The organism is Burkholderia sp. NLJ2, assembly GCF_049487195.1.
Taxonomy (GTDB): domain Bacteria; phylum Pseudomonadota; class Gammaproteobacteria; order Burkholderiales; family Burkholderiaceae; genus Burkholderia; species Burkholderia pyrrocinia.
Genome location: NZ_CP137810.1, coordinates 1,871,164 through 1,896,390 on the forward strand (window position 1 = coordinate 1,871,164; position 25,227 = coordinate 1,896,390).

The window sequence follows — 25,227 nt, forward strand, 5'->3', positions numbered from 1 at the left end:
CGCAGGCGCGCGCAACGTCAAGCAAGCCCCCACCGCCCGCACGCTCATTCGGGCTGCGGCGGCAGATACTCGATCTGCGCTTCGTCGTACAGCCGGTAGATCAGCGCCTGCATCGCGCGGATGTCCTCCGATTCGTCGAGCATCCGCATGCTCATGATGATCGGCGACACGAGGTTCGGATCGTCGAGCGGCTTGTAGCTGATGTCGTCGCGCTTCAGCCCGTACACGCTGTGCGGCACGACCGACACGCCCTCGCCCATCGCGACGAGGCCGAGCGCGATCTGCAGTTCGCGCGTCTCGTAGATCCGCCGCGGCTGCAACGCGCGATCGTGGAAGGCCGCGAGCACCTGGTCCGCATAACTTGGGCGCGGCGCCTTCGGAAAGATGATCAGCGTATCGTTCACGAGATCGTGCAGCGACAGCACGGGCTTCGCGCCGTCGAGCGGGTGGCCGACCGGCAGCGCGACGATCATCCGCTCTTCGCGCAGCACGACGCGCCGCACGCTCGGATCTTCATGGCGAATGCGCCCGAACCCGACGTCGATGCGCCCTTCCTTCAGCGCCTTGATCTGGTCCATCGTCGACATCTCGTGCAGGCTCAGCTCGACGGCCGGATACTCGCTGCGAAAGCGCCGGATGATCTTCGGCAGCATCCCGTACAGCGTCGAGCCGACGAAGCCGACCGACATGCTGCGCTCGATCTTGCCGACCCGCTTCGTCATCGATTCGAGTTCGGTCGTCTGCGCGAGCAACTGCACCGCGTGCGAATAGAAGAAGCGCCCCGCATCGGTCAGCTTCAGCGGCCGCGCAGTGCGCTCGAACAGCGGCACGCCGAGCGCGTCCTCGAGCTGCTGGATCTGCCGGCTCAGCGGCGGCTGCGCGATATGCAGCCGTTCCGCCGCACGCGTGAAATTCCGCTCCTCGGCGACCGCGACGAAGTAGCGGAGGTGTCTCAACTCCATTTTCGATGCCTCCCGGACAGCGATCCGACGTCAAACCACGGCCGGACGATGTCATCACGATACCGCAGGCGGCGCAAACCTCCACGCACACCTCTACGCGCCGCACAAAGCAAAACGGGAAGCCTACAAGCTTCCCGTTTCCGATCGACGCTGCCGTGTCGCGACAGCGTCGCGACCGCCCGTCACACCTCGGTTGCGTAGAGCGCGTCGCGCTGCTCGTTGCTCAGCGTATCGAGCGGCACATCCGGCAACCGATAGCAGATCATCGTGCCGTACAGCTCGGCGAGGCAATTGCTGCCGGCGTCGAGCGCGTAGCCGTCCTCGCCGTCCGGTGCCGGCGGGTACACTTCGCGCCACGCATTGATCGCGGCTTCGATTCGCACGATGGAAACGGGTCCGGCCTTCCGCTCGGCGGGTGATGCGCTCATGGATTCCTCTGGGTTGCGCGCTCCGCGGGCCGTGCCGGCCCGGATGGAACGATGAGAACGCCGGGCGCCGCCGGCCGCCGCGCGCCGCGCGCGCCGGATGCCGCTCCGCGCTGCGCCTGTCGCGCCGGCCGGGCCGTGGCCCGGTAGGGTCGGGCAATATAACCGGCTTTGACCCCGTGCAGACAAAAGCCGGGCAAAAAAAACGGGAAGCGCGAGGCTTCCCGTTTCATCGCACGTCGCGCGGCCGCCTGCCGCGCCCGCGTCAGCCCGCGGTTTCGCGGTTCGCCACCGGCTGCGGCTGCGGCTGCGCACCACGGCTCGCGGCGATCCACGGCGCGATCTCCATGTCTTCGTAGCGCACGAGGCGGCTCTTGTTCAGGAGCCGGAAACCGAGCCACACGACGAGGAACAGCGGAATGCCGACGTAGGTCGCGGTCACGCCGGCCCAGTCGATCCTGTTCGCGAGGAACGCCTGATAGTCCTGCCCGAGCGCGATCACGAGGCACAGCACGAACGCGAACAGCGGGCCGAACGGGAACCACTTCGACTGGTACGGCAGTTGATCGAGCGAATAGCCCTGCTTCACGTAGCCCTTGCGGAACCGGTAGTGGCTGACCGCGATGCCGAGCCATGCGATGAAGCCCGTCATCCCCGACGTATTCAGCAGCCACAGGTACACGGTCTTGTCGCCGTACAGCGACGTGAAGAAGCACAGCGCGCCGACGGCCGTCGTCGCATACAGCGCATTGCGCGGCACGCCGCCCGGCGACAGCTTCGCGAACACCTTCGGCGCACGGCCTTCGGTCGCGAGGGTGTAGAGCATCCGCGTCGACGCGTACATGCCCGAGTTGCCGGCCGACAGCACGGCCGTCAGGATCACCGCGTTCATCACGCCGGCCGCGAATGCGAGGCCCGCGTGGCGGAACACGAGCGTGAACGGGCTCACGCCGATGTCGGTCACGTCCGTCTTCAGCAGGTTCGGGTCGGTATACGGAATCAGCACGCCGATCACGAAGATCGCGAACACATAGAACAGCAGGATCCGCCAGAACACCTGGCGCACCGCGCGCGGGATCGTCGTGCGCGGGTTCTCCGATTCGCCGGCCGCGACGCCGATCAGCTCGGTGCCCTGGAACGAGAAACCCGCGATCATCGCGACGCCCATCAACGCCGGCAGGCCGCCCGCGAACGGTGCGTCGCCGATCGTCAGGTTGCCCCAGCCGTTGCTCGGCGCGCCTTTCAGAATGCCGAAGATCATCAGCAGGCCGACGCCGATGAACGCCACCACGGTGACGACCTTGATCAGCGCGAACCAGTATTCGGCCTCGCCGAAACCTCGCACGGTGAGCGCGTTGAGCAGGAACATCACGCCGAGGAAGGCCGCGCTCCACCACACGCCCGGCACGTCCGGAAACCAGTAGTGCATCACGAGCTGCGCGGCGACGAGCTCCACCGCGATCGTCACGGCCCAGTTGTACCAGTAGTTCCAGCCGAGCGCGAAGCCGAAGCCTTCGTCCACGTATTTCGCGCCGTAGGTCGCGAACGAACCCGACACGGGCATGAACGCGGCCATCTCGCCGAGGCTCGTCATCAGGAAGTACACCATCAGGCCGATCAGCATGTACGCGACCATCGCGCCGCCGGGGCCGGCCTGCGAGATCGACGCGCCGGACGCGACGAACAGGCCCGTGCCGATCGAGCCGCCGATGGCGATCATCGTCAGGTGGCGCGCCTTCAGCGCGCGATGAAGCTTGGGTGGGTTCGCGGACGAACCGGGTGGGTCGGAATTCGGAATTGCGGACATAAACGAGACGAACGTTGAGCGGGCCGGCATCGGTAGCCGGCGCATGCGGAATCGGAGCGCGGTGCGCGTCCTGCGATGCATTCGATGCGGCCCCGATACGCGTTGCGCGGCGGGCGCCTGCGGCGAAGCGCGGATTCTACCTGATTCGTCATGAGGACAGCTCAGGTGCGCCCGCCCGCCGCGGCCGGGGAGATTTCGCAGAATCAAGGAGTTGGCTGCGCCGGCGCGGCCGCAGCCGCACGCCGGCAAAAAGACCTTGGCTATTCCAGGGTTATTCGATTTTTCATTCCGCGCGGCAGGCTGGCAATCCTGTCTCGATCCGCCAAATACCGCGCCGAAACGAAAAATCGACCGGTCATCGCCCCATTAATCAGACAAAACGACCGATACTGATAATTGATTCAAATCAAATCGCCCGCGCGCAATGTGGTAATGATGCGTAATCGTTTCGAATCGCCGTTTCCGCATGCATGTTTTGCATGTGTACACGAATTGCCGGGATTCGCGAGATAATGCGGATTAATTCGAAATAATCAGCGCGCGGAACCGTCGACGACGCGAATATCCGCCGCCCGCCCCCCGAGGATGAAGCCACTCCCGCTGCCCGCCACGCTGCGCCGCCATACCGCGTCGATCGTGGCACGCATTCTGTCGCCCCGCGGCGTACTCGTTGCGGGCATCGTCCTGCTGATGTTCAGTTGGGGACTTTCCACGTCGCTTTTAACCGAGGCGCGGCGCGACGCATATGACCATGCGGTCGAAAATGCGCGCAACCTGATGCTGCTGATCGAACGCGATATCACGCGCAATATCGAACTCTACGATTTGTCGCTGCAAAACGTCGTCGACGGCGTGGCCGATCCGGAACTGATGACATTGCCGCCGCGCCAACGCCACCGGCTGCTGTTCGATCGCGCGGCGACCGGCGCGTATCTCGGGTCGCTTTTCGTGATGGATGCGCACGGCAATATCGTGATCGATTCGAGCGCGACGCCCGCGCGGCAAGGCAACTTTGCGGACCGCGACTATTTCACCGTGCACCGCAACGGGCTCGCGCAGGGCCTCTACATCAGCCGGCCATATGCGTCCCGGCTGCGCGGCGGTGCACTGACGATCGCGCTCAGCCGCCGGATCACGCTGGCCGACGGCTCGTTCGGCGGCGTGGTCGTCGGCACGCTCAGCATCGACTACTTCCGCGCGCTGCTCGACGGCCTCGCGGTCGGCAAGCACGGTAGCGCGGCGATCGCCGAGCTCAACGGCTTGCTCGTGAGCCGCCTGCCTTACGATGCGCGCGTGGTCGGCCTCGACCTGCACAATTCGCCGCTGTTCATCGCGGCGCTGCGCAGCCGCGAAGGCGTGCTGGCGGGCACCGGCAGCATCGACGGCGTGCGGCGCATCTATGTTTACAAGCATCTCCCCGGCCTGCCGCTGATCGTCGACGTCGCGCCGGCCGAGATCGACGTCTTCGCGCCGTGGCACCACCGCGCGGTCTGGACCGTCGTGCTGATGTGCCTGTTCACCGGGTTCATCGCGTGGGGCTCGCTGGCGCTGTCGCGCGAACTGAAGCGCCGGCAGATCGCCGAATCGAAGCTGTACCGGCTCGCGCACACCGATTCGCTGACGGGCCTCGACAACCGCGGCACGTTCGACACGGTGCTCGCGAAGGAGGCGCAGCGTGCGGCGCGCAGCGGCCGCCCGCTGTCCGTGCTGTTCGTCGACGTCGATCACTTCAAGGCGTTCAACGACTACTACGGCCACCCGGCCGGCGACGACGTGCTGCGCCGCGTCGCGCAATCCGCGTCGCGCTGCCTGCGCCGCGACGGCGACCACGTCGCGCGCTACGGCGGCGAGGAATTCGTCGTCACGCTGCCCGACACCGACGCGCAAGGCGCGGCGACCGTTGCCGAAGGCATCCGGCGCACCATCGCGGAACTCGGCATCGAGCACGTGCAGAGCCCGTACGGGCGCGTCACGGCGAGCATCGGCACGGCGACCGCCGCCGACGGCCGCATGACCGCCGCGACGCTGCTGCGGCACGCCGACGAGGCGCTGTACCGCGCGAAGTCCGGCGGACGCAATCGCGTGTCGGACGCGCAGCCGAGCGCGGCCGACGCATGGCGTAACATCGCGTGACGTGATGTCGTGACACGATGCGGCAGCCGGCCAGGCCGGACCGCCGCGCCGTGGACAGCCCGCGCGCGTTCGGCTAGCGTTACGTCTGCTGCGCACGCGGCGCGGCGCCGGCCCGCGCAGGCCGCCGTGCGCGATCCGGCCACTCCCGCTCCATCATGACCGCCTCGCTCCCTACCCGGCTGCCGCCCCTCCTGCGCCACGCGCTCCGCCCGCTGCTCGACCCGTACCGCCGCTACCGGCACGCGAAGCTGATCCATGCGGCGCGCGTCGCGCTCGCGATTCTCGTGTCGATCGCGCTGTCCACCGGCCTGCGCGTGCCGCACGGCGAATGGTCGACGATCACCGTGCTGATCGTCGTCGGCGGGCTGCAGCACCACGGCAACATCCGCAAGAAGGCCGCCGAGCGCGCGCTCGGCACGTCGATCGGCGCGCTCGCGGGGCTCGGGCTGATCCTGCTGTATTCCGTCGCGCACGCGCCGCTCGCGATCTACCTGCTGATGGCGATCGCGTGCGGCTTCTGCGCGTATCACGCGATCGGCAAGGCCGGTTATATCGCGCTGCTGTCGGCGATCACGATGGTGATCGTCGCCGGGCACGGCGACAACGAGATCGTCGACGGCCTGTGGCGCGCGGTGAACGTGCTGACCGGCATCGCGATCGCGCTGGCGTTCTCGTTCGCGCTGCCGCTCTATGCGACCTATTCCTGGCGCTACAAGCTCGCCGACGCGCTGCGCGCATGCGCGGCCGTGCATGCGCGGCTCGCCGGCGACCGCCAGGTCAGCGACGACGCGCACCTGAAGGAAATGGCCGCGCTGAGCACGCTGCTCGTGCAGTTGCGTTCGCTGATGCCGTCGGTGTCGAAGGAATGCGAGACGTCGATGACGCAGCTCGAAGCGATCCAGCGCAGCCTGCGGCTGTGCATCGGCTATCTGGAGATCCTGTCGAGCGCGGTGCCGGCCCGCGACGACGTCGCGGCCCGCGAATACATGCGCGTCGAGATGAAGGCCGTGAACCGGCGCACCCGCGACACGCTCGTCGGCGCGAGCCGCGCGCTCAAGTTCGGCACGCCGAGCCGGCTCGCGCCGCGCCGCCGGCCGGCCGACCCGCCGCACGACGCGCCGCCGCCGCAGTTGTCCGGCTACGTGTCGATCACGGCCAAGCTGGCCGGCGAAGTCGATCAGTTGCGCGAGAAGCTGCTCGATACCGCGCAGTCGTGGAATATCTGAGGTTCGCGGGATTCCGGGTGGGGCTCGCCAATCTTTCATATTTCTTTCGGCACGGCAGGCCCGCATCCTGACGGCGGCGGCCCCGCCCTTCAGCCGATCCGGCCCCGGAAGCACGGCCCGCGACGGCGCTCGGACGCGCCCGTTTCGGCCGCCGTTCAGCCCCGATTGGCGCGGCGTTCTCCGCCTGGTTAACCGCCCGTCCGGCCCGCCGCGACAGGCCGGACGACGTATCCAGGCGAAAATCAGCCCTTGCCCCAACTTCCCGGACAGCCGATACTCGCATATTCCGCGAAATACGATCCCACCGGCTTCAATCCACGGTTATTCCTATGAGCACGATTCTCGAAAGCCTCCCGACCGGCCAGAAGGTCGGTATCGCCTTCTCCGGCGGCCTGGACACCAGCGCAGCGCTGCACTGGATGAAACTGAAGGGCGCCGTCCCGTACGCATACACGGCGAACCTCGGCCAGCCCGACGAAGACGATTACGACGCGATCCCGAAACGCGCGATCGAATACGGCGCAGCCGGCGCCCGCCTGATCGACTGCCGTGCGCAGCTCGTCGCCGAAGGCATCGCGGCGCTGCAAAGCGGCGCGTTCCACATCACGACGGCCGGCGTCACGTACTTCAACACGACGCCGATCGGCCGCGCCGTGACGGGCACGATGCTCGTCGCCGCGATGAAGGAAGACGGCGTCAACATCTGGGGCGACGGCAGCACGTACAAGGGCAACGACATCGAGCGGTTCTACCGCTACGGCCTGCTCGTGAACCCGGACCTGAAGATCTACAAGCCGTGGCTCGACCAGACGTTCATCGACGAGCTCGGCGGCCGCGCCGAAATGTCCGAATTCATGAACCAGGCGGGCTTCGCGTACAAGATGTCGGCCGAGAAGGCGTATTCGACCGACTCGAACCTGCTCGGCGCGACGCACGAGGCGAAGGATCTCGAAAGCCTCGAAAGCGGCATCAAGATCGTGAACCCGATCATGGGCGTCGCGTTCTGGCGCGACGACGTGAAGATCGCCGCCGAGGAAGTGACGGTGCGCTTCGAAGCCGGCCAGCCGGTCGCGCTGAACGGCGTCGAGTTCACGGATCCGGTCGAGCTGCTGCTGGAAGCGAACCGCATCGGCGGCCGCCACGGCCTCGGCATGAGCGACCAGATCGAAAACCGGATCATCGAGGCGAAGAGCCGCGGCATCTATGAAGCCCCGGGCCTCGCGCTGCTGTACATCGCGTACGAGCGTCTCGTCACCGGCATCCACAACGAAGACACGATCGAGCAGTACCGCGAGAACGGCCGCCGTCTCGGCCGCCTGCTGTACCAGGGCCGCTGGTTCGATCCGCAGGCGATCATGCTGCGCGAAACGGCGCAGCGCTGGGTTGCGCGCGCGATCACCGGCGAAGTGAAGATCGAACTGCGCCGCGGCAACGACTACTCGATCCTGAGCACGAAGTCGCCGAATCTCACGTACCAGCCGGAACGCCTGTCGATGGAGAAGGTGGCATCGACGTTCTCGCCGCGCGACCGGATCGGCCAGTTGACGATGCGCAACCTCGACATCACCGATACGCGCGACAAGCTGCGCGTTTATGCGCAAGTCGGCTTGCTCACGCCGGGTGAATCGTCGGCGCTGCCGCAGATCAAGAGCGATAGCGGCGAGTAAGCCAGTCGCTTTCGCGAGCGGCCGGGCGGCTTTTACGCCGCCCGGCCGCGTGCAGTACTCCCCTCCCAGCTTTCCTCAAGCACTGCCGGATCCGGAACGCGTATCGCGACGATCCTGCAGTCGCATCAAGATCATTTCGATGCCGTGGCCGTCCCGGTCGCAGTCGTCGCAGTCGCAGTCGTCGTCGTAGCCGCGGTCGTCGTCGCAGTCGTCGTCGCAGCCGTCTGCGTAGCCGCAGTCGCCGGCGTCCGTGCCAGATCCTGACCGATCATGTCCACGACCGACTTCTCGCACGACTTGATCCCTTCCACCGACTTGTCGAAACGCTTCTCGAGATCGCTGAAGCTCCCGTACGTGTAAGCGAAATCGCTGTCGATGTGAACGCTGTTCGACTTGATGTCGTAGCCGCACGCGAACGTCTTGTAATAGATGTCCTGCTTCGTCTTCGCGTCGAGAATGCGCGCCCGGACGACCACCCACGGAATGTAATCGGGCTGGTTGGGCGGCGAGATATAGCCGAACGACGTGAACCACACATTCATGATGGCATCCGCGTCGGTCTGGATCGCGGAGTAGTCGTCCGACTTGCCGTCATCCGCGAGCTTCACTTTCTGGCCGTCCAGCTTCACGACCTGATACCCGTTGCCGGTGAGGCGGCCCGTTACGCCGTCCGCGATGTCCGGTGCGAATACGATCTTGCTGGTGGCCACGTGATCCGTGTAGGTGCTCGTATGGCTCGCGTTGATGGCGGTTTGCGCCAGTGCGCCGATCAGGCCGAACCCGCCCGCCGCGCCGCCGAGATTGACGACCGCGACGCGCTTCGGCTCGGTGACTTCGAGGATGGCGATCGAATGCAGCTTCTCACGGGCTTCGGGTTTCAGGTCGGTGTTCGGCAACGTGACGCAACCGGACAGCAGCGTCACGAGCAGGCCGCAACCGAACAGGGTGGCTTTGGATGAGTTCTTCATTGAGTGATTGAAAAAAGGGGATGTGGTAATCGGCGGCGCGTAACCTTCGGGCGGCGCAACGGATGAACGCGTGGGCGTGCCGCGCGCCGGAGCAATCTCCGTGGCGGCAGCGCAGCGTTGCGGCAACGGTCCCGCCGCCGCAAGCCAAAGGAAGCGCGCACGCCGGCCCCCGATGCCGTCGCGTCGACTGGATGCGTACCATCTTGTGATCTTGCGCACGGCTTCGCCGGCCGTGAGCCCCTCGGTTATCTGGTCGTGTGGTTGTACGGCTGCGCCGTTTTCGTGATATTTCGTGAACTACCGAGGACAGTAACGGCAGCGGCGCGATGATCTTTAGGGCAATCTTCCGAGGTATTCGTCAGTCGCGCGTAATTCGCCACGACGCCTCATTCGCTTCGACCCATCGAGTCGCGTGAACGACGCCGTCCGCGACCATCACGCGCCGACAGGCACCCGCTCATGACATCGCGATCCCACCCGCCCCTCACCGTCACCCACCTGAACGGCCCGATCAACAGCGGCAAGACGACGATCGGCCGCGCACTCGCCCACGCGCTGTCCGATGCGCGCTTCATCGACGGCGACGATCACGATGCGCCCGAAGACGCACCGTTCGACGTGCAGTGGGCGATCGCGCTGGAACGCCTCGTCACGCAGATCGCGCAGGCGTGCGAGCGCCATCTGGTGATCGCCTATCCGATCGGCGACGCGGAATTCGAACGGTTGCGCGCGGCTTGCGATGCGCGTGATGCGCGGTTGTTCGTCGTAACGCTCGCGCCGCCCGAAGCGGTCGCGGCGTCGGATCGCGGTTCGCGCGCGCTGACGGACTGGGAACGGCAGCGTATCGCCGAGATGTATCGGGAAGGGTATGCGGCGCGCGCGTTCAGCGATTGCGTGATCGATACGTCGAAGGCGTCGGCCGATGCATGTGCGCGGGAGATTGCGCAAAGCGTCCACGCATCAAACGCATAGCGGCAAGGCCCTGCCGAACGATTCGCTGCCGCCGCCTCACGCCGCGTAGCGGGCGAATGCCTCGTTCACGCGATCGCCGGCACCGAAGTGGAACACCTCGACCGCGCCGCGTCCATTTGCGCCGCGATAGTGAATGGCGACGCTATCCACGCCCGCCAGCACCGCAATGAACTCGAAACGCAGGTCCGGCATGCGTTGCAGCGCCTTCGCCCAGTACGCGCGCACCGCATCCTTGCCGCGCAGGCATCCGCTCGGCTCGCCCGCGATCCGCACGATCATCGGCGAATGCATGACGAAGTCATCATCGTAGTGCGACAGAATACGGTCGAGATCGTGCGCGTTCCATGCGTCGATCCATTCCTGCGCAAAGTGCTGCGCGAATGCGTCGGTGATCGGTTCCATCCGGCTCGTCGTCTCCGTATCGGGCGCGGCGTGAATGCCGGCCCGTGCGCTCGAGTGTATCAGCGGCCGCACAACTCCCCTGCACTCGCCGCGTCCAGCATGCCCCGCCTTCAATGATGATGCTGCGCACCCGACACGACCTGCTCGCGCGCCCCCTTGCGGCTCAGCATCAGCGTGACGACCGCCGACACCGCGAGCGTGCCCGCCACCACATAGAGCCCCGCAGCATACCCGCCCGTCGCATGCTTCAGCCAGCCGATCGCGAACGGCCCGACGAACCCGCCGAGATTGCCGATCGAGTTGATCATCGCGATCCCGGCGGCCGCGCCGGCGCCCGACAGGAACGCGCTCGGCATCGCCCACAGCGGCGCCTTCGCGGCGCTGATCCCGATGTTGACGACGACCAGCGCGAGCACGGTCAGCAGCGCGGTGCTCGCCTGCCCCGCGAACACGAAGCCGATGCACGCGAGTACGCACGGAATCACGACGTGCCACGTGCGCTCGCCGGTGCGATCCGAATGCCGTGCCCACACGATCATCGCGACGACCGCGGCGATGCTCGGGATGCCGGTCAGCAAGCCCGTCTGCAGCGCGGTGAAGCCGAACTGCTTGACCATCAGCGGCGCCCACAGCCCGAGCGTGTACAGCCCGGCCGACGTGCCGAAGTAGATCAGCGCAAGGGCCAGCACGCGCGGATCGCGCAACGCCTGCCACGCGCCGGCCGTATGCCCGGCATGCGTGTGGCGCACGTCCGCTTCGGCCTTCAGCTTCGCGATCAGCCAGTCGCGCTCGTCCGGCTGCAGCCATGCGGCCTTCGACGGCGAATCGGTCAGGCATTTCAGCACGACGAAGCCGAGCACGACCGCCGGCAGCGCTTCGACGATATACAGCATCTGCCAGTCGGCGAGCCCGAACATCGGCGGCATCTGCATGATCGCGCCCGACAGCGGCGAACCGATCGCGGTCGAGATCGGCGCGGCCGCCATGAACCACGCGGCGGCCACCGCGCGCTGCTTCACGGGAAACCACAGGCTGAGGTACAGGATGATGCCGGGGAAGAACCCGGCTTCTGCCACGCCGAGCAGAAAGCGCAGCACGTAGAAGCTCGTCGGCCCGACCGCGAACGCGGATACGGCCGACACGAGGCCCCACGTGATCATCACGCGCGCGATCCAGATGCGCGCACCGACACGATGGAGAATCAGGTTGGACGGCACTTCGAACAGGAAGTAGCCGATGAAGAACAGGCCGCCGCCGAACCCGAACGCAGTCGGCGACAGGCCGATCGCCTTGTTCATCGTCATCGCGGCAAAGCCGACATTGACGCGATCGAGAAAGCTGACGAAGTAAAGCAGCATCACGAATGGAATGATGCGCCACATCAGTTTCCGCGCGACGCGGGTTTCCAGATCCGTTTGCATGTGTCTCCTCCTTCGAGGTCGAGCCGTGCTCTGTCTGTGAGTACTCGCCGGCGCCACGACGAAGCGCGCGGGCCGACGCCCGGCTCGCGTCGGACGCGCGAGTCGCGGGCATGAAAAATCCTCAGGATGACGAACGGGCGGCGGTCGGCTACCGGTTGCGCACACGCGCCGCCGCTACGTTGCGGCGCGCATGCGCAGCGCCGTCTCGATCGTCAGGCCGCGACCGCCGCATTCGCGACGCGCTCGCAGACGGCCGCCGTCACCTGCGCGGTCGTCGCGCTGCCGCCGAGGTCGCGCGTATGCAGTGACGGGTCGGCCGTCACGGCCTCGATCGCCCGCATCACGCGCGCGGCGGCTTCCGTCTCGCCGAGATGCTCGAGCAGCATCACGACCGACCAGAACGTGCCGACCGGATTCGCGAGCCCCTTGCCCATGATGTCGAATGCGGAGCCGTGGATCGGCTCGAACATCGACGGATAACGGCGCTCGGGATCGATGTTGCCGGTCGGCGCGATGCCGAGGCTGCCGGCGAGCGCGGCGGCGAGATCGCTGAGGATGTCCGCGTGCAGGTTGGTCGCGACGATCGTGTCGAGCGACGCCGGCCGGTTGACCATGCGCGCGGTCGCCGCGTCGACGAGCTCCTTGTCCCACGTGACGTCGGGGAATTCCTGCGCGACCTGCTTCGCGATCTCGTCCCACATCACCATCGCGTGCCGCTGCGCGTTGCTCTTCGTGATCACGGTCAGCAGCTTGCGCGGACGCGACTGCGCGAGCCGGAACGCGAAACGCATGATGCGTTCGACGCCGGCGCGCGTGAGGATCGACACGTCGGTCGCGGCCTCGATCGGATGGCCCTGGTGCACGCGACCGCCGACGCCCGCGTATTCGCCTTCGGAGTTCTCGCGGACGATGACCCAGTTCAGGTCGTCCGGCCCGCAGCGCTTGAGCGGCGCGTCGATGCCGGGCAGGATGCGCGTCGGGCGCACGTTCGCGTACTGGTCGAAGCCCTGGCAGATCTTCAGGCGCAGCCCCCACAGCGTCACGTGGTCGGGCACGTCGGGGTCGCCCGCCGAGCCGAACAGGATCGCGTCCTTGCCGCGCAACGCGTCGAGGCCGTCGGCCGGCATCATCGCGCCATGCAGGCGGTAGTAATCGGCGCCCCAGTCGAAATCCTCGAACGCGAACGCGAAGCGGTCGCTGCCGCGGGCCAGCGCTTCCAGCACCTGCTTGCCGGCCGGCACCACTTCCTTGCCGATGCCGTCGCCGGGAATCGTTGCGATACGGTAGGTCTTCATGCGGAGGTCCTCGATTGATCATGAGCGTGAACGCACTTTACCGAACCAGGAGTGCATGAACCGGTGCTAGACTCAAAGCATCTTTAACTTTTATTCACGAATCCCGTCATGGCGGATACCGTCCAGCCGGCCGATCTCGGCTTCTTTTCGACGCTGGCTGCGTCGGGCAGCCTGAGCGCGGCCGCGCGCGAACTCGGGCTGACCGCGGCGGCCGTCAGCAAGCGGCTCACGCAGATGGAGCGGCGCGCGGGCGTGACGCTCGTCAACCGCACGACGCGGCGGATGATGCTGACGCCCGAAGGCGACGTGTATCTCGACTACGCGCGCCGGATCCTCGACCAGATGGACGAACTCGGCGAGCTGCTCGGCAGCGCGAAGCAGCGCCCGAAGGGGCTGCTGCGCGTGAACGCGACGCTCGGTTTCGGGCGCAGCCACGTCGGCCCCGCGATCTCGCGCTTCGTCGCGCGTTATCCGGAGGTGTCGGTGCAGCTTCAGTTGTCGGTGATGCCGCCGCCGCTCACCGACGACGCGTTCGACGTGTGCATCCGCTTCGGCGAGCCGCCCGACACGCGCGTCGTCGCGCGGCGGCTCGCGCCGAACCGCCGGCTGCTGTGCGCGGCGCCCGCGTATCTCGCGCGGCACGGGATGCCCGGCACGCCGCACGACCTGACGCGGCACAACTGCATCGGCATCCGGCAAGGCGACGAGGGCTACGGCGTGTGGCGACTGACGAGCGGGCGCGGCGCGGCACGCAACACGGAAGCCGTGCGGATCAACGGCAACCTGACGACGAACGACGGCGAGATCGCAGTGAAGTGGGCGCTCGACGGGCACGGGATCCTGATGCGCGCCGAATGGGACCTCCGCGACTATCTCGCCGACGGTCGCCTGGTCGTCGTGCTGCCCGACCACGAAACGCCGAGCGCCGATATCTACGCGGTGTACGCGCAACGTCACCAGATGTCCGCGCGGATTCGCGCGTTCGTTGATTTTCTGGCGGACGAGTTGGGGCGGTTGAGCGCGGTGTAGGGAAGACGGTAAGGCTGGCGCAAGCCGCCATCGCTACATGCGTTCGGCACAGACAACGCTCGACGGCCGAATTGCTCTGCACCTGGTCGCGCTCCGCTCCGAATGCGCACGGGCTTGTCTCGCCTGGGCGGACATCAAAAGGCAAATATTCTGGCGAAACACGGCAAACAATCGCCAGAATATTTACATCTCGATGCACCGGACCTCACCCTGCGACGCGACTCGCGCGTCGCACACGCGAGCAGGAGCGCATGGCCGACGCGTTCCATCTCGCGAACGATTGACCGGCCTTCGTTCAGCCCCCCCTCATTCACGCCATCGCCACCTGACTGCCCTCGCGATCGTTCATCTCGACGGCTTCCGGCACCGGCTGTCGCGCCATGGGCCCCGCGACGACCACACCGTTCAGGTCCTGCGCAAACCGCTCGGCGATCCAGTCGACGAACGCGCGCACGCCGGGCGACACATGCGGTCGCTTCACATAGACGGCCGACACGGTTATCGCTCCCGGCCGCCAGCGCGGCAGCACTTCCCGCAACCGTCCTGCGTCGATCAACGGCTGCGCGGCGACACGCGGCGGCTGGATCATGCCGAGACCGTGCACGCCGCACGCGAGGTACGCGTGCTCGTCGTCCACGCTGACGATGCCGTCTAGCCGCACCTTGCGCACCGCGCCATCCACCGTGAAATCGAGTTCGGCCGTGCGCCGACCGGAAACGGACAACCCGCATACCGCGCGATGCGCGGCGAGATCGTCGAGCGTGCGCGGGACGCCGCGACGGTCGAGATACGCAGGGCTCGCGCACGTCACGCGCTCGAGCATGCCGAGCCGGCGCGCGACGAGCGACGAATCGGGCAGCTCGCCGAGCCGGATACTGCAGTCGACCGCGTCGCCGACCATGTCGGCCGCGCGCCCGGACGCGCCGAGCATCAGCACGAGATCGGGATGCCGTGCCTGAAATTCGCCGAGCGCAGGCAACACGATCGCGCCCGCCACCGATCCCGGCAACTCGACGCGCAGCGGCCCGCTCGGACGCAGCGCGGCGCCGCGGATGCTGGCTTCGAGCTCGTCGACGTCCGCCGTGATGCGCAGGCAGCGCCGGTAATACGCGTCGCCTTCGGGCGTCGCACGCAGCGCGCGCGTCGTGCGCACCAGCAGCGGCATGCCGAGCGCCGCTTCGAGCTCCTGCACGGTCCGCGTCGCGGTCGCGCGCGAAATGCCGAGCGCCTGCGCCGCGCGCGTAAAGCTGTTCATGTCGACGATGCGCGTGAAGATGCGCATCGCGCGGATCGGATTGTCCACCGGTCGCCCCTGCGTGGTTACCGCATGCCGCGACACACGTTCGTGCGCCGTGCATGCGTGTCGATGTCGAGGAAAGCCGCGCCGCCGGCGCAGCACCCGGTTCAGCCGGTTCAGCCGTTCGCCGCCGCGGCGCCGCGCGCCGGTTCGTCGAGCAGCCGTTGCGCCAGCGCGAGCGCAGCGTCGCGGGTCGCCGCTGCGTTCAACGGATAGCCCCAGACTTTCTCGAACGCGCCCGAGAACGCGTCGAGCGCGACGCGCCGCGCCGCGTCGGGCTCGATCGCGATCATCGCGGGGATCCATTCGCGCGATTGCGCGCGGTTGGCCTTGCTCCACTTCGCGAGCTGCTTGCGCATTTCGTGATCGCCGGCGCCGCGATCGTCGCCGGACGGCGCGTCGTCGGTCAGAAGAACGAAGCGTTCGCGGCGCGCCAGCAACGCGTCGAGTTCGGCGAGCAGGCGGGCGGGGTCGGTGTGCGTCGAACCGCTGTAACGCAACCAGACAAACGGGAATTCAGTCGTGACGATCTGCATGTCGGCCTCCAGATGAGAACGATTCTCATTTTATGGATCGAGGCCAACCGCGTCATTTCTCATCCCGGCCAACCGCTTTTTCATTCCGGCCAAACGTGCGCGCGCCGCGCCGTTCAGCGTTGCCGGTCGCTCAGGAATTGCGTCGGCGACTTGCCGGTCGCCTTGCGGAACATCGTCACGAAGCTGCTCGCGCTCTCGTAGCCGAGATCGATCGCGATCTGGTGCACGCGGCGGCCGGTCGTCAGCATCCGCAGCGACAGCGCGACGTGCAGCCGCCGGCGCCAGTCGCCGAGGCTCATCCCGAGCTCCTTCGTCGCGAGCCGCGTCAGGCTGCGTTCGCTGACGCCCGCGCGCCGCGCGAGTTCGGGCAGCGACGACTTGTCGGCCGGATCGTCGAGCAGATGGTCGATCAGCTTGCGCAGGCGGCGGTCGGCCGGCATCGGCAGATACAGGTCCTCGACCGGCGCCGCGACGAGTTCGTCGAGCAGCGTCGCCACCAGCCGCCCTTGCGGGCCGTCGACGTCGTACAGGTTCGGGAAGCTCGCCGCCTTCAGCAGCAGCTCGCGCAGCAGCGGCGACGTCGACAGCGTGCAGCAGCGCGCGGGCAAATCCAGCGCGGCATCGGGTTCGACCAGCACCGCATAGAAGGTCGCGCCGGCCGAGCCGCGCGCCGAATGCGGGACGTCGCCCGGAATCCACACCGTGCATTGCGGCGGCGCGCTCCACACGCCGCCGTCGATCTCGCAATAGATGACGCCGCTCAGCGTGTAGAGCAGCTGCGCCTGGCGATGGCTGTGCCGCTCGAGCCGCCACTCGGGCTCGACGACCGAGCCGCCGAACACGACGAGCGGACGCGGCACGCGGTAGATGTCGGCGTCCGCTGCGGGATCGGTGGTCGGTGGAAGCTTGCGCATGAAACGGTAGGTGGTGGAGGATGCCGGGCACCGTGCCCGCGCATCGTTTCGTGCTTATACCAGAAAGGCGCCGGCGCAGCCGGGCGGTTCGCGGGCGGCGTCTGCGGCCGCGCGCCGAACCGAATACAATGCGCCGATCCCCCGCCGCTGCACCCACCTGCCGGAGCCGCCATGTTCGACCTGACCACGCTGACCACCTTCACGGCCGTCGTTCTGGGCCTGTTCCTGATCCCCGGCCCCGCCGTGCTGCTCGTGCTGAGCCGCACCGTGCAGGGCGGCCGCAAGACCGGCATCCTGACCGGCCTCGGCGTCGCGAGCGGCGACTTCGTGCATACGCTGTTCGCGGCGGTCGGGCTGTCCGCGCTGCTGATGACGTCGGCGCTCGCATTCAACGTCGTGAAGCTGGTCGGCGCCGCGTACCTGATCTATCTCGGCGTGCGCGCGCTGCTGGAGAAACCGTCCGATCCGTCGCTGCCGACGGTGTCGCCCGTCACGCCGCTCAAGGCATACCTGCAGGCGATTCCCGCCGAAGTGCTGAATCCGAAGACCGCGCTGTTCTTTCTCGCGTTCATGCCGCAGTTCGTGCATCCGGAACGCGGCTCGACGTTCGTGCAGTTCGCGGTGCTCGGGCTGATCTTCGTCGTGCTCAGCTCGCTCTATACGTCGCTGCTCGCGTGCTCGATCCGCCCGCTCGGCCGTATCGTGAAGCGGCTCACGTGGCTCACGCGCTGGCAGGGGAAGATCATCGGCTCGATCTTCATCGCGCTCGGGCTGCGCGTGGCCGTGCAGCAGCGCTGATGCGCGCGGCCGCATGACGTCCGGCACGGCGCCCGTCGGCGAAGCCCTCTACACGGACCCGCGCCTCGTCGCGGTCTACGACCTGTTCAACGCGGGCGATCGCGATTTTGCGTTCTACGCATCCGTTATCGGCGCCGCGCGGCAACGCATTCTCGATCTCGGTTGCGGCACCGGCACGTTCGCGCGCCGGCTCGCGGCGGCCGGACACGACGTCGTCGCGATCGATCCCGCGCCGGCAATGATCGATTACGCACGACGCCAGCCGGGCGCCGGCGCGGTACGCTGGATCGCCTGCGATCTGCCCGGCCTGCCGCCCGGCGCGCCGTTCGATGCGGTCGTGATGACCGGGCACGCGTTCCAGTGCCTGCTGACCGACGACGACATCGACGCGACGTTGCGCGGTGTAAGGCGCACGCTCGCCGACGGCGGCCGCTTTCTGTTCGACACCCGCAACCCGTACGTCGCGCCGTGGTGCGCATGGACACCGGAGCATTCGGCATGCAGCGTCGATTCGCGCGATTTCGGCGGCGTCGATCTCCATCATGCGGTGCGCGCGGTAGACGACGAGATCGTGACGTTCGATACGTACTACCGTTTCCGCCGCGACGACATGTTGCTGAAGAACACGAGCCGGCTGCGCTTCATCGCGCAACCCGAATTGCAGGCGCGCGTGGCGGCCGCCGGATTCGCGTCGGCCGACTGGTGCGGCGACTGGCAACGCGCACCGTTCGACGCGGCAACCAGCGCGGAGATCATCGCGATCTGCCGCGCCTGAGTGCGCGTTCGATTACGTCAGCCCGCAACGGACAGTGTATCTACCGCATACGCATGCCGGAGCATGCGGCCCGATAACCCGATACTGGAGGCTCAACCATGCCCTTCCCGCTTAATCCCGCGCAGGTTCGCGCGCTGCTCGAATGCTATCTGCGCGCGAAGGACCTGAACCGGCCCGCGCTGATCGCCGACTGCTTCGCGGCCGATGCCGAGCTGAGCTTTTCGCTCGCGAACGACGACATCGATTTTCCGCCGCGCGTGACGGGCGCGGCGGCCATTGCGCGCACGCTGGTCGAGGAATTCGGCGAGCGGTTCGAACGGTGCCGGACCTATTACGTCTGCACGGAACCGGTCGTCGACGAACATGGCGTCAGCGGAATGTCGTGGCTCGTCGTGATGCGGCAGAAGGACAACGGCGCGTTGCGGATCGGCCACGGCACGTATCGCTGGCAGTTCGCGTGCGATGGCGAACGCGTTGCGCGGATAACCGCGCTGCACATTCATATCGCGCGGATGGATACGATCGACGATCCGCAGTCGGTGAAACGCGATGCGCTGCACGCGGCGTTCGGGTATCCGTGGCTGCCGGTGCAGGCGTTCGCGCGCGGGTTGGCGGATGTGGCGGCGGCGCAGCCGGATTGGGGATTCCTCGCGCCGTTCCGGGAGGCCGCAGCGGCAGCGGCGTGACCGAACCCGCCCGCGTGCCCGCGTGCGTGCGGGGCCATTCGGCTCCGTGCGGCATCCGCACGCCGCGCTCACCGCGCCACTTCAAGTGCCTGCCGCACCCCCTCCCAATCCAGCCCGAACCGCGCGAGCTACTTGCGCAGCCGATCCGCATCGTTCGGCTGCTTCTTGCTCTGCCGCGACACCGCGAACAGCGTGCGCCCGGCTTCCGACAGGCTCGCCGACACGCGGCACACATCGAGCACGCGTTCGAGCTGCGCGCGGTCGAACAGGTCGAGTTCCGTCGCACGTGCGCCGAACACCGTATCGACCGACGTATCGGACGCCCCCGCGCCGCCCGGCGGTGACCACGTGCGCGTCAGCCGCTCGACTTCCTGCTCGGCCAGGTCCTCGGTAATCCGTCCCGCATCGGCCAGCGCCGCCATCCGCGTGACCGAGGCCGACAGCTCGCGGAAGTTGCCGGCCCACGCCGCGCGCGGCGACGCCGCGAACGCGAGATAACGCCGCTTCGCCTCGACGTTAAAACGCACCTGCTCGCCCTGCTCGCGGCCGAAACGGTCGAGCTCGAATTCGAGGTTCGGCTCGATGTCCTCGCGGCGGTCGGCGAGCCCCGGCAGTTCATACGCCCACCGATTGGGTTGGTAATCGTCGGAACGGACTCCTCTTGCTGCTTGGCCATGACTTCGACGCTCCATACGATCATGCGGATTTAGCTTTGCAACGAAATTACACGGCGAAGGCACGTGCTCTCCCGGCCGGGCCGACGCAGACCGCGTCGGCCATCACCTGCACCGGACTGTAATCGCGTGTAATCGATTCGCGCGCCCATTCCGCTTACGCTGCCAGCACTCTTTCACACGATTTGAATTCTTCGACCGAGAAGACGATCGACCTGGAAGGGGAGAAGGTGCCGCAAGCGCCCTCACTTGGCACATCATTTCTCTTCGGAGCGAATCATGGGACACCGCGAAATTCTGGCCGGCGCACCGGCCACCATCGAAATCGTCACACTGTTCGACGTCGAGCTGATTCTGCACGACTTTAAACCCGTGGGTAACAAGACGCCTCAGTCCGCGATCTGGCTCCCTCACGGGCCGACCTCGGTGAAATATGCGTACATGGTTGCGCCCGAGGAATATGTGAAACCCTCGACGAACGCGACGCCGGACATCTCGATCTACGGCCTCACCGGCGACACCGTTCGCTGGCGCGGCCTCTCGTTCAGCGGGAACATCAATCATGCGGCAGCGCTGGTTTCGATTGAACCGAACGGCGTCGCCAAAGTCCTCAAGTTCCAGGGCCCGCCGAACGATGTTCCGGGGTCCTACCTTGCGTACAACATCGACAAGAAGGAACCCTACGATATCAAGAAATTCACGGACAACCGCGTCAGCGCATCGGTTGTCGGTCACGACACCGATCAATACATCGTGACCTTCTACGCAATGGAGGTCGACCGCAGAACCGGGGAGATCGATTATGCAAACTCCGGATACTACAAGTGGGATCCGGAAGTGACCTGCCTCGCCTGAAGCGATATCCGATAGACGTGAGGGGGCGATGATTCTTTTCGGATCGCCGTTGCAGATGAATCAGCCCCCTTTCGAGTGTCGAGGTTCCTCACAGCCAGCCGCCCTGCCCGGCGGCTTTCCGCACGCAGTTTGCGACGGCCGCTCCGATGGCTTGCGCAACAAACGCTTGCGATGTGGCGTCACTAACGCCTGTCGGGTGACAGCACGCCCCCGTCGAACTCTCGCCGCCCCCCCTCCCAATCCAGCCCGAACCGCGCGAGCTACTTGCGCAGCCGATCCGCATCGTTCGGCTACCTCTTGCTCTGCCGCGACACCGCGAACAGCGTGCGCCCGCCTTCCGACAGGCTCGCCGACACGCGGCACACATCGAGCACGCGTTCGAGCTGCGCGCGGTCGAACAGGTCGAGTTCCGCCACACGTGCGCCGAACACTGCATCGACCCACGTATCGGACGCGCCCGCGCCGCCCGGCGGTGACCACGTTCGCGTCAGCCGCTCGACTTCCTGCTCGGCCAGGTCCTCGGTAATCCGTCCCGCATCGGCCAGCGTCGCCATTCGCGTGACCGAGGCCGACAGCTCGCGGAAGTTGCCGGCCCACACCGCGATCCGCACGATGCGCGTCACCCAGCGGCCGTCGAAGAAAAGGACAAGAATATACGGAAGCGTCACGGCATAAGCGCGTCGCGGAACGGATCGACCGCATCTCGGTGTTCGGCGGTCTCGACCAGGTGCTGAACGGACTCGTCGGCATCAAGGGCGCTTAAGGCTCGAAACAAGCGGCGCGGCGCATGTGCACCGTGCCGCACGAATGAACGAAGCAGGTGAAGCAAATGACCGACATGGATTATCAGGTGATGGAACTGGCGCACGGCAAGCCGGTGAAGATGTGGACGCAAGGCGTCGCCGTCGAGGACGAAGCGCGTGCGCAACTGAGCAACACCGCGCAGATGCCGTTCATCTTCCGCCACGTCGCGGTGATGCCGGACGTCCACCTCGGCAAGGGCTCGACGATCGGCAGCGTGATTCCGACGAAGGGCGCGATCATTCCGGCCGCGGTTGGCGTCGATATCGGCTGCGGGATGATGGCCGCGCGCACGACGCTGATGGCGTCCGACCTGCCGGACTCGCTCGCCGGGCTGCGCAGCGCGATCGAACGCGCGGTGCCGCACGGTCGCGCGCCGGGCCGCCGCGATCCGGGCGCGTGGGGCGATCGCACGCCGGCTGCAGTGACCGAATCGTGGAAAGCGCTGCTGCCGGGTTTCCAGCGGATCGTCGACAAGTATCCGAAGCTGGAAAAGACGAACCACTACGGGCATCTCGGCACGCTCGGCACCGGCAACCACTTCATCGAAGTGTGCGTCGATGAAGCAGGCCACGTGTGGTTCATGTTGCACAGCGGCTCGCGCGGCGTCGGCAACGCGATCGGCAGCCTGTTCATCGAACTCGCGCAGGCCGACATGCGCCAGCACATCGCGAACCTGCCGGATCGCAACCTCGCGTATTTCACCGAGGGCAGCCGGCACTTCGACGACTACGTCGAAGCGGTCGGCTGGGCGCAGGACTACGCGCGGCGCAACCGGCAGGCGATGATGGACGCGGTGATCGGCGCGGCACGCGGCGTGATCGGCAAGCCGTTCGCGGTCGACGAGCACGCGGTGAACTGCCACCACAACTACGTGCAGCGTGAACGCCACTTCGGCGAAGACGTGCTCGTGACGCGCAAGGGCGCGGTGTCCGCGCAGAAGGGGCAGCTCGGGATCATTCCGGGTTCGATGGGGGCGAAGAGCTTCATCGTGCGCGGGCTCGGCAACCCGGAGAGCTTCTGCTCGTGCAGCCACGGCGCGGGCCGGGCGATGAGCCGCACCGAAGCGAAGCGCCGCTTCACGGCCGACGACCAGGCGAAGGCGACGCAAGGCGTCGAATGCCGGAAGGACGCGGGTGTCGTCGACGAAATCCCGATGGCCTACAAGGACATCGACGCGGTGATGGCGGCCCAGCGCAGCCTCGTGGAAGTGGTGCATACGCTGCGCCAGGTGGTGTGCGTGAAAGGATAGCGCGGCGCGCGATCCACGCGCTCGTCGAGACGATGCTCGCCGAGGCCGAACACGATCGCGAATACAAGCGGCCGTGGGGCGACGTCGCGATGCTCGACACGTTCCTGCGCGACGTGGTCGACGGTCGGTGAAAGACGAACGGCGCGATGCCTGCGGGCATCGCGCCGTTTCCGCATCTGCACGCGCCCGGCCGCTGCCGGTGAGCAACGTGCGTGCCCGCACACTACGCGCCGTCGCGCCGAACGCAGCCGGTTGCGGCGGTATACTTGGTCTCATTCGGCAAAGCGCGCCGCATCATGCGCCGCTGCACTCGACGTGCACCGCTTGCTGACGATGCGCTTGCAGTCCGACGTCTTCCGCCCGCCCATTCACCGCCGATACGAACCGTCATGTCGCACCGCCTTTCGCTGGTCCTCGCCGCCCTCCTCGCCACTTCCCCGCTCGCCGCGCAGGCTCGCCCGCTCGCGCGGCCGCCGGTCGAGCGCGACTTCAAGAGCTGGTCGGTCGTCTGCGACAACGGCAACCGCTGCATTGCCGAAAGCCACGCCGACGATATCGACGATGCACGCACCAACCTCATCCTGCGCGTGACGCGCGATGCCGGCCCCGACGCGCAACCGTCGCTCGACATCTTCGCGTCGACGCCACTGGATCTGCGCACGGCACGCGTCGACGGCCGCCCGTTCGACGCGATGCCGGCCCAATGGCATGCGTTCGGCGACAAGCCGGACAATCACGACGCGCACCCGTTCCGGATCCGGACGAGTGATCCGGCAACGATTGCCGCATGGCTTGCCGCATCGCGCAATGCGCAAATGCTGAGCTTCGGCGATCCGGCGGCGGCACAAACATCTCGCACGCCGCTGTCGGGATTGAATGCCGCGCTGCTGCTGATCGACGACACGCAGGGCCGCGTCGGTACGGTCACGGCGCTGCTGCGCCCCGGCAACCGGCCGGCGTCATCCGTGCCACCCGCGCCGGCGCTGCCGCCCGCCGTCGTTCCGGCGCCGCCTGTCGCGAACTTGTCGGCCGCCGAACAGCGCCCGCTCGTCGATGCCGTGCTCGCGAAATTCGGCGCCGACGTGAAGCAATGTGCGGCCGATGTCGAAGACGAAATGTCGGCCGGCGATCGCCGGAAGACGTCGCGCGCCGTGGCGATCTCGGCCGACGACGCACTCGTCGCGATACCGTGCCAGACCAGCAGCATGTATAACCACACCGACCTGTGGTTCCGCGTGCGACGCACGGCGCCGTACGCGCCGACGGCGATGAATTTCGGCGAGAACGCGAACGCGGGCCTCGATTCGGCGTCGTTCGCAAACGAACTGACCGAGGCCGGCTACGATTCCGCCAGCGCGATGCTGTCGAGCAAGGTCCGCTTGCGCAGTGCCGGCGATTGCGGCTCGACCGCGTCGTGGATCTTCGACGGCCGGCGCTTCCTGCTCGCCGATATCGCGACGCACGGCACCTGCAACGGCCTGTTCCAGGATCAATGGCCGCGCCTGTATCGACGGGCCGACGCGTCGGGAAACCGCTGACGCGCGTGGCGTGCCAATTTCGGATCCCGCCAGAAACTGGCGCACGGCACGCCCGCACACGCGTGCCGCCATCACGTCACTCGCCGACGATCGAAATCGAGAACCCGTCCCAGCCTTTCTGCCCGACCGTCTGCACGGCCGTCGTCGTGAGCTTCGGCTCGGCTGCGAGACGCGCGAACCCATCCCTCACACCGACCACATCGGGCTCGCGATTGTCCGGATCGGCCACGCGCCCGCGGCGCACCACGTTGTCGACGACGATCACCGTGCCGGGCCGCGACAGCTTCAGCGCCGCGTCGAGATAGGCCGGGTTGTTGTCCTTGTCCGCATCGATGAAGATGAAATCGAACGGCGCCTCGCCCGCATCGACGAGCCGCGCGAGGCTGTCCTTCGCGCTGCCGACGATCACCGACACGACCTCCGCGAACCCGGCGCGCGCGATGTTCTGCGTCGCGACGTTCGCGTGCTCGGGACTCAGTTCGAGCGTCACGAGCGTGCCGCCCGGCGGCAACGCACGCGCGAGCCAGATCGTGCTGTAGCCGCCGAGCGTGCCGACTTCCAGGATGCGCCGCGCGCCGCGGATCGTCGCGAGCAGCTGCAGCAGCTTGCCCTGGTTCGGCGCGACGTTGATCGCGGGCAGCCCGGCCGCGTCGCTGGCCGCCAGCGCGGCATCGAGCGCATCGTCGGACGGCACGAGCGTCGCGGAAAAATACGCATCCACCTGGTTCCACTGATCCTGATCCATCGCGCCCCCCTTGTCTGCCGAAACAGGCATTCTATGCGCGGCGTCCCCA

Annotated in this window: 23 protein-coding genes and 3 pseudogenes; 13 read left to right on the forward strand and 13 right to left on the reverse strand. The window is 67.0% G+C overall.

Features of this window, described 5'->3' with window-relative positions; all coding sequences use genetic code 11:
* Positions 1 to 44: 44 nt before the first annotated feature.
* The 3 genes from R9B84_RS30760 to R9B84_RS30770 all read right to left on the reverse strand — a co-directional run bounded on the left by R9B84_RS30760 (position 45) and on the right by R9B84_RS30770 (position 3,194).
* On the reverse strand, positions 45 to 962 hold the full coding sequence (locus tag R9B84_RS30760) for a LysR substrate-binding domain-containing protein (protein ID WP_423761224.1): 918 nt from the start codon (positions 960 to 962) through the stop codon (positions 45 to 47).
* A 182-nt stretch (positions 963 to 1,144) separates the two neighbouring features.
* Positions 1,145 to 1,390, reverse strand: coding sequence for a DUF3717 domain-containing protein (locus R9B84_RS30765; protein WP_096474969.1), 246 nt, complete (start codon positions 1,388 to 1,390; stop codon positions 1,145 to 1,147).
* Positions 1,391 to 1,652: 262 nt separating this feature from the next.
* Entirely contained in the window at positions 1,653 to 3,194 is a 1,542-nt protein-coding gene (locus R9B84_RS30770; RefSeq protein WP_423761225.1) for an amino acid permease, read from the reverse strand.
* 150 nt (positions 3,195 to 3,344) lie between these two features.
* On the opposite strand from R9B84_RS30770, the gene R9B84_RS30775 reads away from it, so the two are divergent.
* The 4 genes from R9B84_RS30775 to argG all read left to right on the forward strand — a co-directional run bounded on the left by R9B84_RS30775 (position 3,345) and on the right by argG (position 8,220).
* Complete coding sequence (locus R9B84_RS30775) at positions 3,345 to 3,587, forward strand: hypothetical protein (protein WP_423761226.1); 243 nt, start codon at positions 3,345 to 3,347, stop codon at positions 3,585 to 3,587.
* 192 nt (positions 3,588 to 3,779) lie between these two features.
* Entirely contained in the window at positions 3,780 to 5,327 is a 1,548-nt protein-coding gene (locus R9B84_RS30780; RefSeq protein WP_423761227.1) for a sensor domain-containing diguanylate cyclase, read from the forward strand.
* A gap of 155 nt (positions 5,328 to 5,482) precedes the next feature.
* Complete coding sequence (locus R9B84_RS30785) at positions 5,483 to 6,553, forward strand: FUSC family protein (RefSeq protein WP_423761228.1); 1,071 nt, start codon at positions 5,483 to 5,485, stop codon at positions 6,551 to 6,553.
* A 329-nt stretch (positions 6,554 to 6,882) separates the two neighbouring features.
* Entirely contained in the window at positions 6,883 to 8,220 is a 1,338-nt protein-coding gene (gene argG, locus R9B84_RS30790) for an argininosuccinate synthase (protein WP_423761229.1), read from the forward strand.
* 131 nt (positions 8,221 to 8,351) lie between these two features.
* Here the strand turns inward: argG and R9B84_RS30795 are convergent, their stop codons facing one another.
* Positions 8,352 to 9,188 carry a hypothetical protein gene (locus R9B84_RS30795; protein WP_423761230.1) on the reverse strand — a complete coding sequence of 279 codons (837 nt, stop codon included), beginning with the start codon at positions 9,186 to 9,188 and terminating at the stop codon, positions 8,352 to 8,354.
* Positions 9,189 to 9,647: 459 nt separating this feature from the next.
* Here R9B84_RS30795 and R9B84_RS30800 point away from each other — a divergent pair, with 459 nt between their 5' ends.
* Positions 9,648 to 10,160, forward strand: coding sequence for a shikimate kinase (locus R9B84_RS30800; RefSeq protein WP_423761231.1), 513 nt, complete (start codon positions 9,648 to 9,650; stop codon positions 10,158 to 10,160).
* A gap of 36 nt (positions 10,161 to 10,196) precedes the next feature.
* Here R9B84_RS30800 and R9B84_RS30805 read toward each other — a convergent pair whose 3' ends face one another.
* The 3 genes from R9B84_RS30805 to R9B84_RS30815 all read right to left on the reverse strand — a co-directional run bounded on the left by R9B84_RS30805 (position 10,197) and on the right by R9B84_RS30815 (position 13,278).
* Positions 10,197 to 10,562, reverse strand: a complete 366-nt coding sequence (locus tag R9B84_RS30805) for a nuclear transport factor 2 family protein (RefSeq protein ID WP_423761232.1) — start codon at positions 10,560 to 10,562, stop codon at positions 10,197 to 10,199.
* A gap of 110 nt (positions 10,563 to 10,672) precedes the next feature.
* Positions 10,673 to 11,983 carry an MFS transporter gene (locus tag R9B84_RS30810; protein ID WP_423761233.1) on the reverse strand — a complete coding sequence of 437 codons (1,311 nt, stop codon included), beginning with the start codon at positions 11,981 to 11,983 and terminating at the stop codon, positions 10,673 to 10,675.
* A gap of 212 nt (positions 11,984 to 12,195) precedes the next feature.
* Positions 12,196 to 13,278, reverse strand: coding sequence for a tartrate dehydrogenase (locus R9B84_RS30815; protein ID WP_423761234.1), 1,083 nt, complete (start codon positions 13,276 to 13,278; stop codon positions 12,196 to 12,198).
* Between the two features lie 108 nt (positions 13,279 to 13,386).
* On the opposite strand from R9B84_RS30815, the gene R9B84_RS30820 reads away from it, so the two are divergent.
* A complete protein-coding gene (locus R9B84_RS30820) occupies positions 13,387 to 14,307 on the forward strand; it encodes a LysR substrate-binding domain-containing protein (protein WP_423761235.1) in 921 nt (306 codons plus the stop codon).
* Positions 14,308 to 14,617: 310 nt separating this feature from the next.
* On the opposite strand, the gene R9B84_RS30825 is transcribed toward R9B84_RS30820, so the two are convergent.
* The 3 genes from R9B84_RS30825 to R9B84_RS30835 all read right to left on the reverse strand — a co-directional run bounded on the left by R9B84_RS30825 (position 14,618) and on the right by R9B84_RS30835 (position 17,054).
* The gene (locus tag R9B84_RS30825; protein ID WP_423761236.1) at positions 14,618 to 15,610 is read right to left on the reverse strand and encodes a LysR family transcriptional regulator; all 993 of its coding nucleotides are present in this window, start codon (positions 15,608 to 15,610) and stop codon (positions 14,618 to 14,620) included.
* 110 nt (positions 15,611 to 15,720) lie between these two features.
* Entirely contained in the window at positions 15,721 to 16,140 is a 420-nt protein-coding gene (locus R9B84_RS30830) for an ATP--cob(I)alamin adenosyltransferase (protein ID WP_423761237.1), read from the reverse strand.
* A 113-nt stretch (positions 16,141 to 16,253) separates the two neighbouring features.
* Entirely contained in the window at positions 16,254 to 17,054 is an 801-nt protein-coding gene (locus tag R9B84_RS30835) for a helix-turn-helix domain-containing protein (RefSeq protein ID WP_423761238.1), read from the reverse strand.
* Between the two features lie 171 nt (positions 17,055 to 17,225).
* Between R9B84_RS30835 and R9B84_RS30840 the strand changes: the two genes are divergently transcribed.
* From R9B84_RS30840 to R9B84_RS30850, 3 genes are all read left to right on the forward strand, one after another.
* Entirely contained in the window at positions 17,226 to 17,852 is a 627-nt protein-coding gene (locus R9B84_RS30840; RefSeq protein WP_423761239.1) for a LysE family translocator, read from the forward strand.
* Between the two features lie 13 nt (positions 17,853 to 17,865).
* Positions 17,866 to 18,627, forward strand: coding sequence for a class I SAM-dependent methyltransferase (locus R9B84_RS30845; protein ID WP_423761240.1), 762 nt, complete (start codon positions 17,866 to 17,868; stop codon positions 18,625 to 18,627).
* Positions 18,628 to 18,725: 98 nt separating this feature from the next.
* Complete coding sequence (locus R9B84_RS30850; RefSeq protein WP_423761241.1) at positions 18,726 to 19,313, forward strand: nuclear transport factor 2 family protein; 588 nt, start codon at positions 18,726 to 18,728, stop codon at positions 19,311 to 19,313.
* 128 nt (positions 19,314 to 19,441) lie between these two features.
* On the opposite strand, the pseudogene R9B84_RS30855 reads toward R9B84_RS30850, so the two are convergent.
* A pseudogene (locus R9B84_RS30855) lies at positions 19,442 to 19,945 on the reverse strand (sigma 54-dependent transcriptional regulator); the annotation flags it as partial.
* A 321-nt stretch (positions 19,946 to 20,266) separates the two neighbouring features.
* On the opposite strand from R9B84_RS30855, the gene R9B84_RS30860 reads away from it, so the two are divergent.
* Entirely contained in the window at positions 20,267 to 20,842 is a 576-nt protein-coding gene (locus tag R9B84_RS30860; RefSeq protein ID WP_423761242.1) for an AidA/PixA family protein, read from the forward strand.
* A 260-nt stretch (positions 20,843 to 21,102) separates the two neighbouring features.
* On the opposite strand, the pseudogene R9B84_RS30865 reads toward R9B84_RS30860, so the two are convergent.
* Positions 21,103 to 21,444, reverse strand: a pseudogene (locus R9B84_RS30865) (sigma 54-dependent transcriptional regulator); the annotation flags it as partial.
* A 227-nt stretch (positions 21,445 to 21,671) separates the two neighbouring features.
* Here R9B84_RS30865 and R9B84_RS30870 point away from each other — a divergent pair.
* From R9B84_RS30870 to R9B84_RS30880, 3 genes and pseudogenes are all read left to right on the forward strand, one after another.
* Complete coding sequence (locus R9B84_RS30870; RefSeq protein ID WP_423761243.1) at positions 21,672 to 22,895, forward strand: RtcB family protein; 1,224 nt, start codon at positions 21,672 to 21,674, stop codon at positions 22,893 to 22,895.
* Between the two features lie 2 nt (positions 22,896 to 22,897).
* Positions 22,898 to 23,026 (forward strand): annotated as a pseudogene (locus R9B84_RS30875) (nucleotidyltransferase); the annotation flags it as partial.
* Positions 23,027 to 23,284: 258 nt separating this feature from the next.
* On the forward strand, positions 23,285 to 24,433 hold the full coding sequence (locus R9B84_RS30880) for a DUF1176 domain-containing protein (protein ID WP_423761244.1): 1,149 nt from the start codon (positions 23,285 to 23,287) through the stop codon (positions 24,431 to 24,433).
* A 76-nt stretch (positions 24,434 to 24,509) separates the two neighbouring features.
* Here R9B84_RS30880 and R9B84_RS30885 read toward each other — a convergent pair whose 3' ends face one another.
* Positions 24,510 to 25,178, reverse strand: a complete 669-nt coding sequence (locus R9B84_RS30885; protein ID WP_423761245.1) for an O-methyltransferase — start codon at positions 25,176 to 25,178, stop codon at positions 24,510 to 24,512.
* Between the last annotated feature and the right edge of the window lie 49 nt (positions 25,179 to 25,227).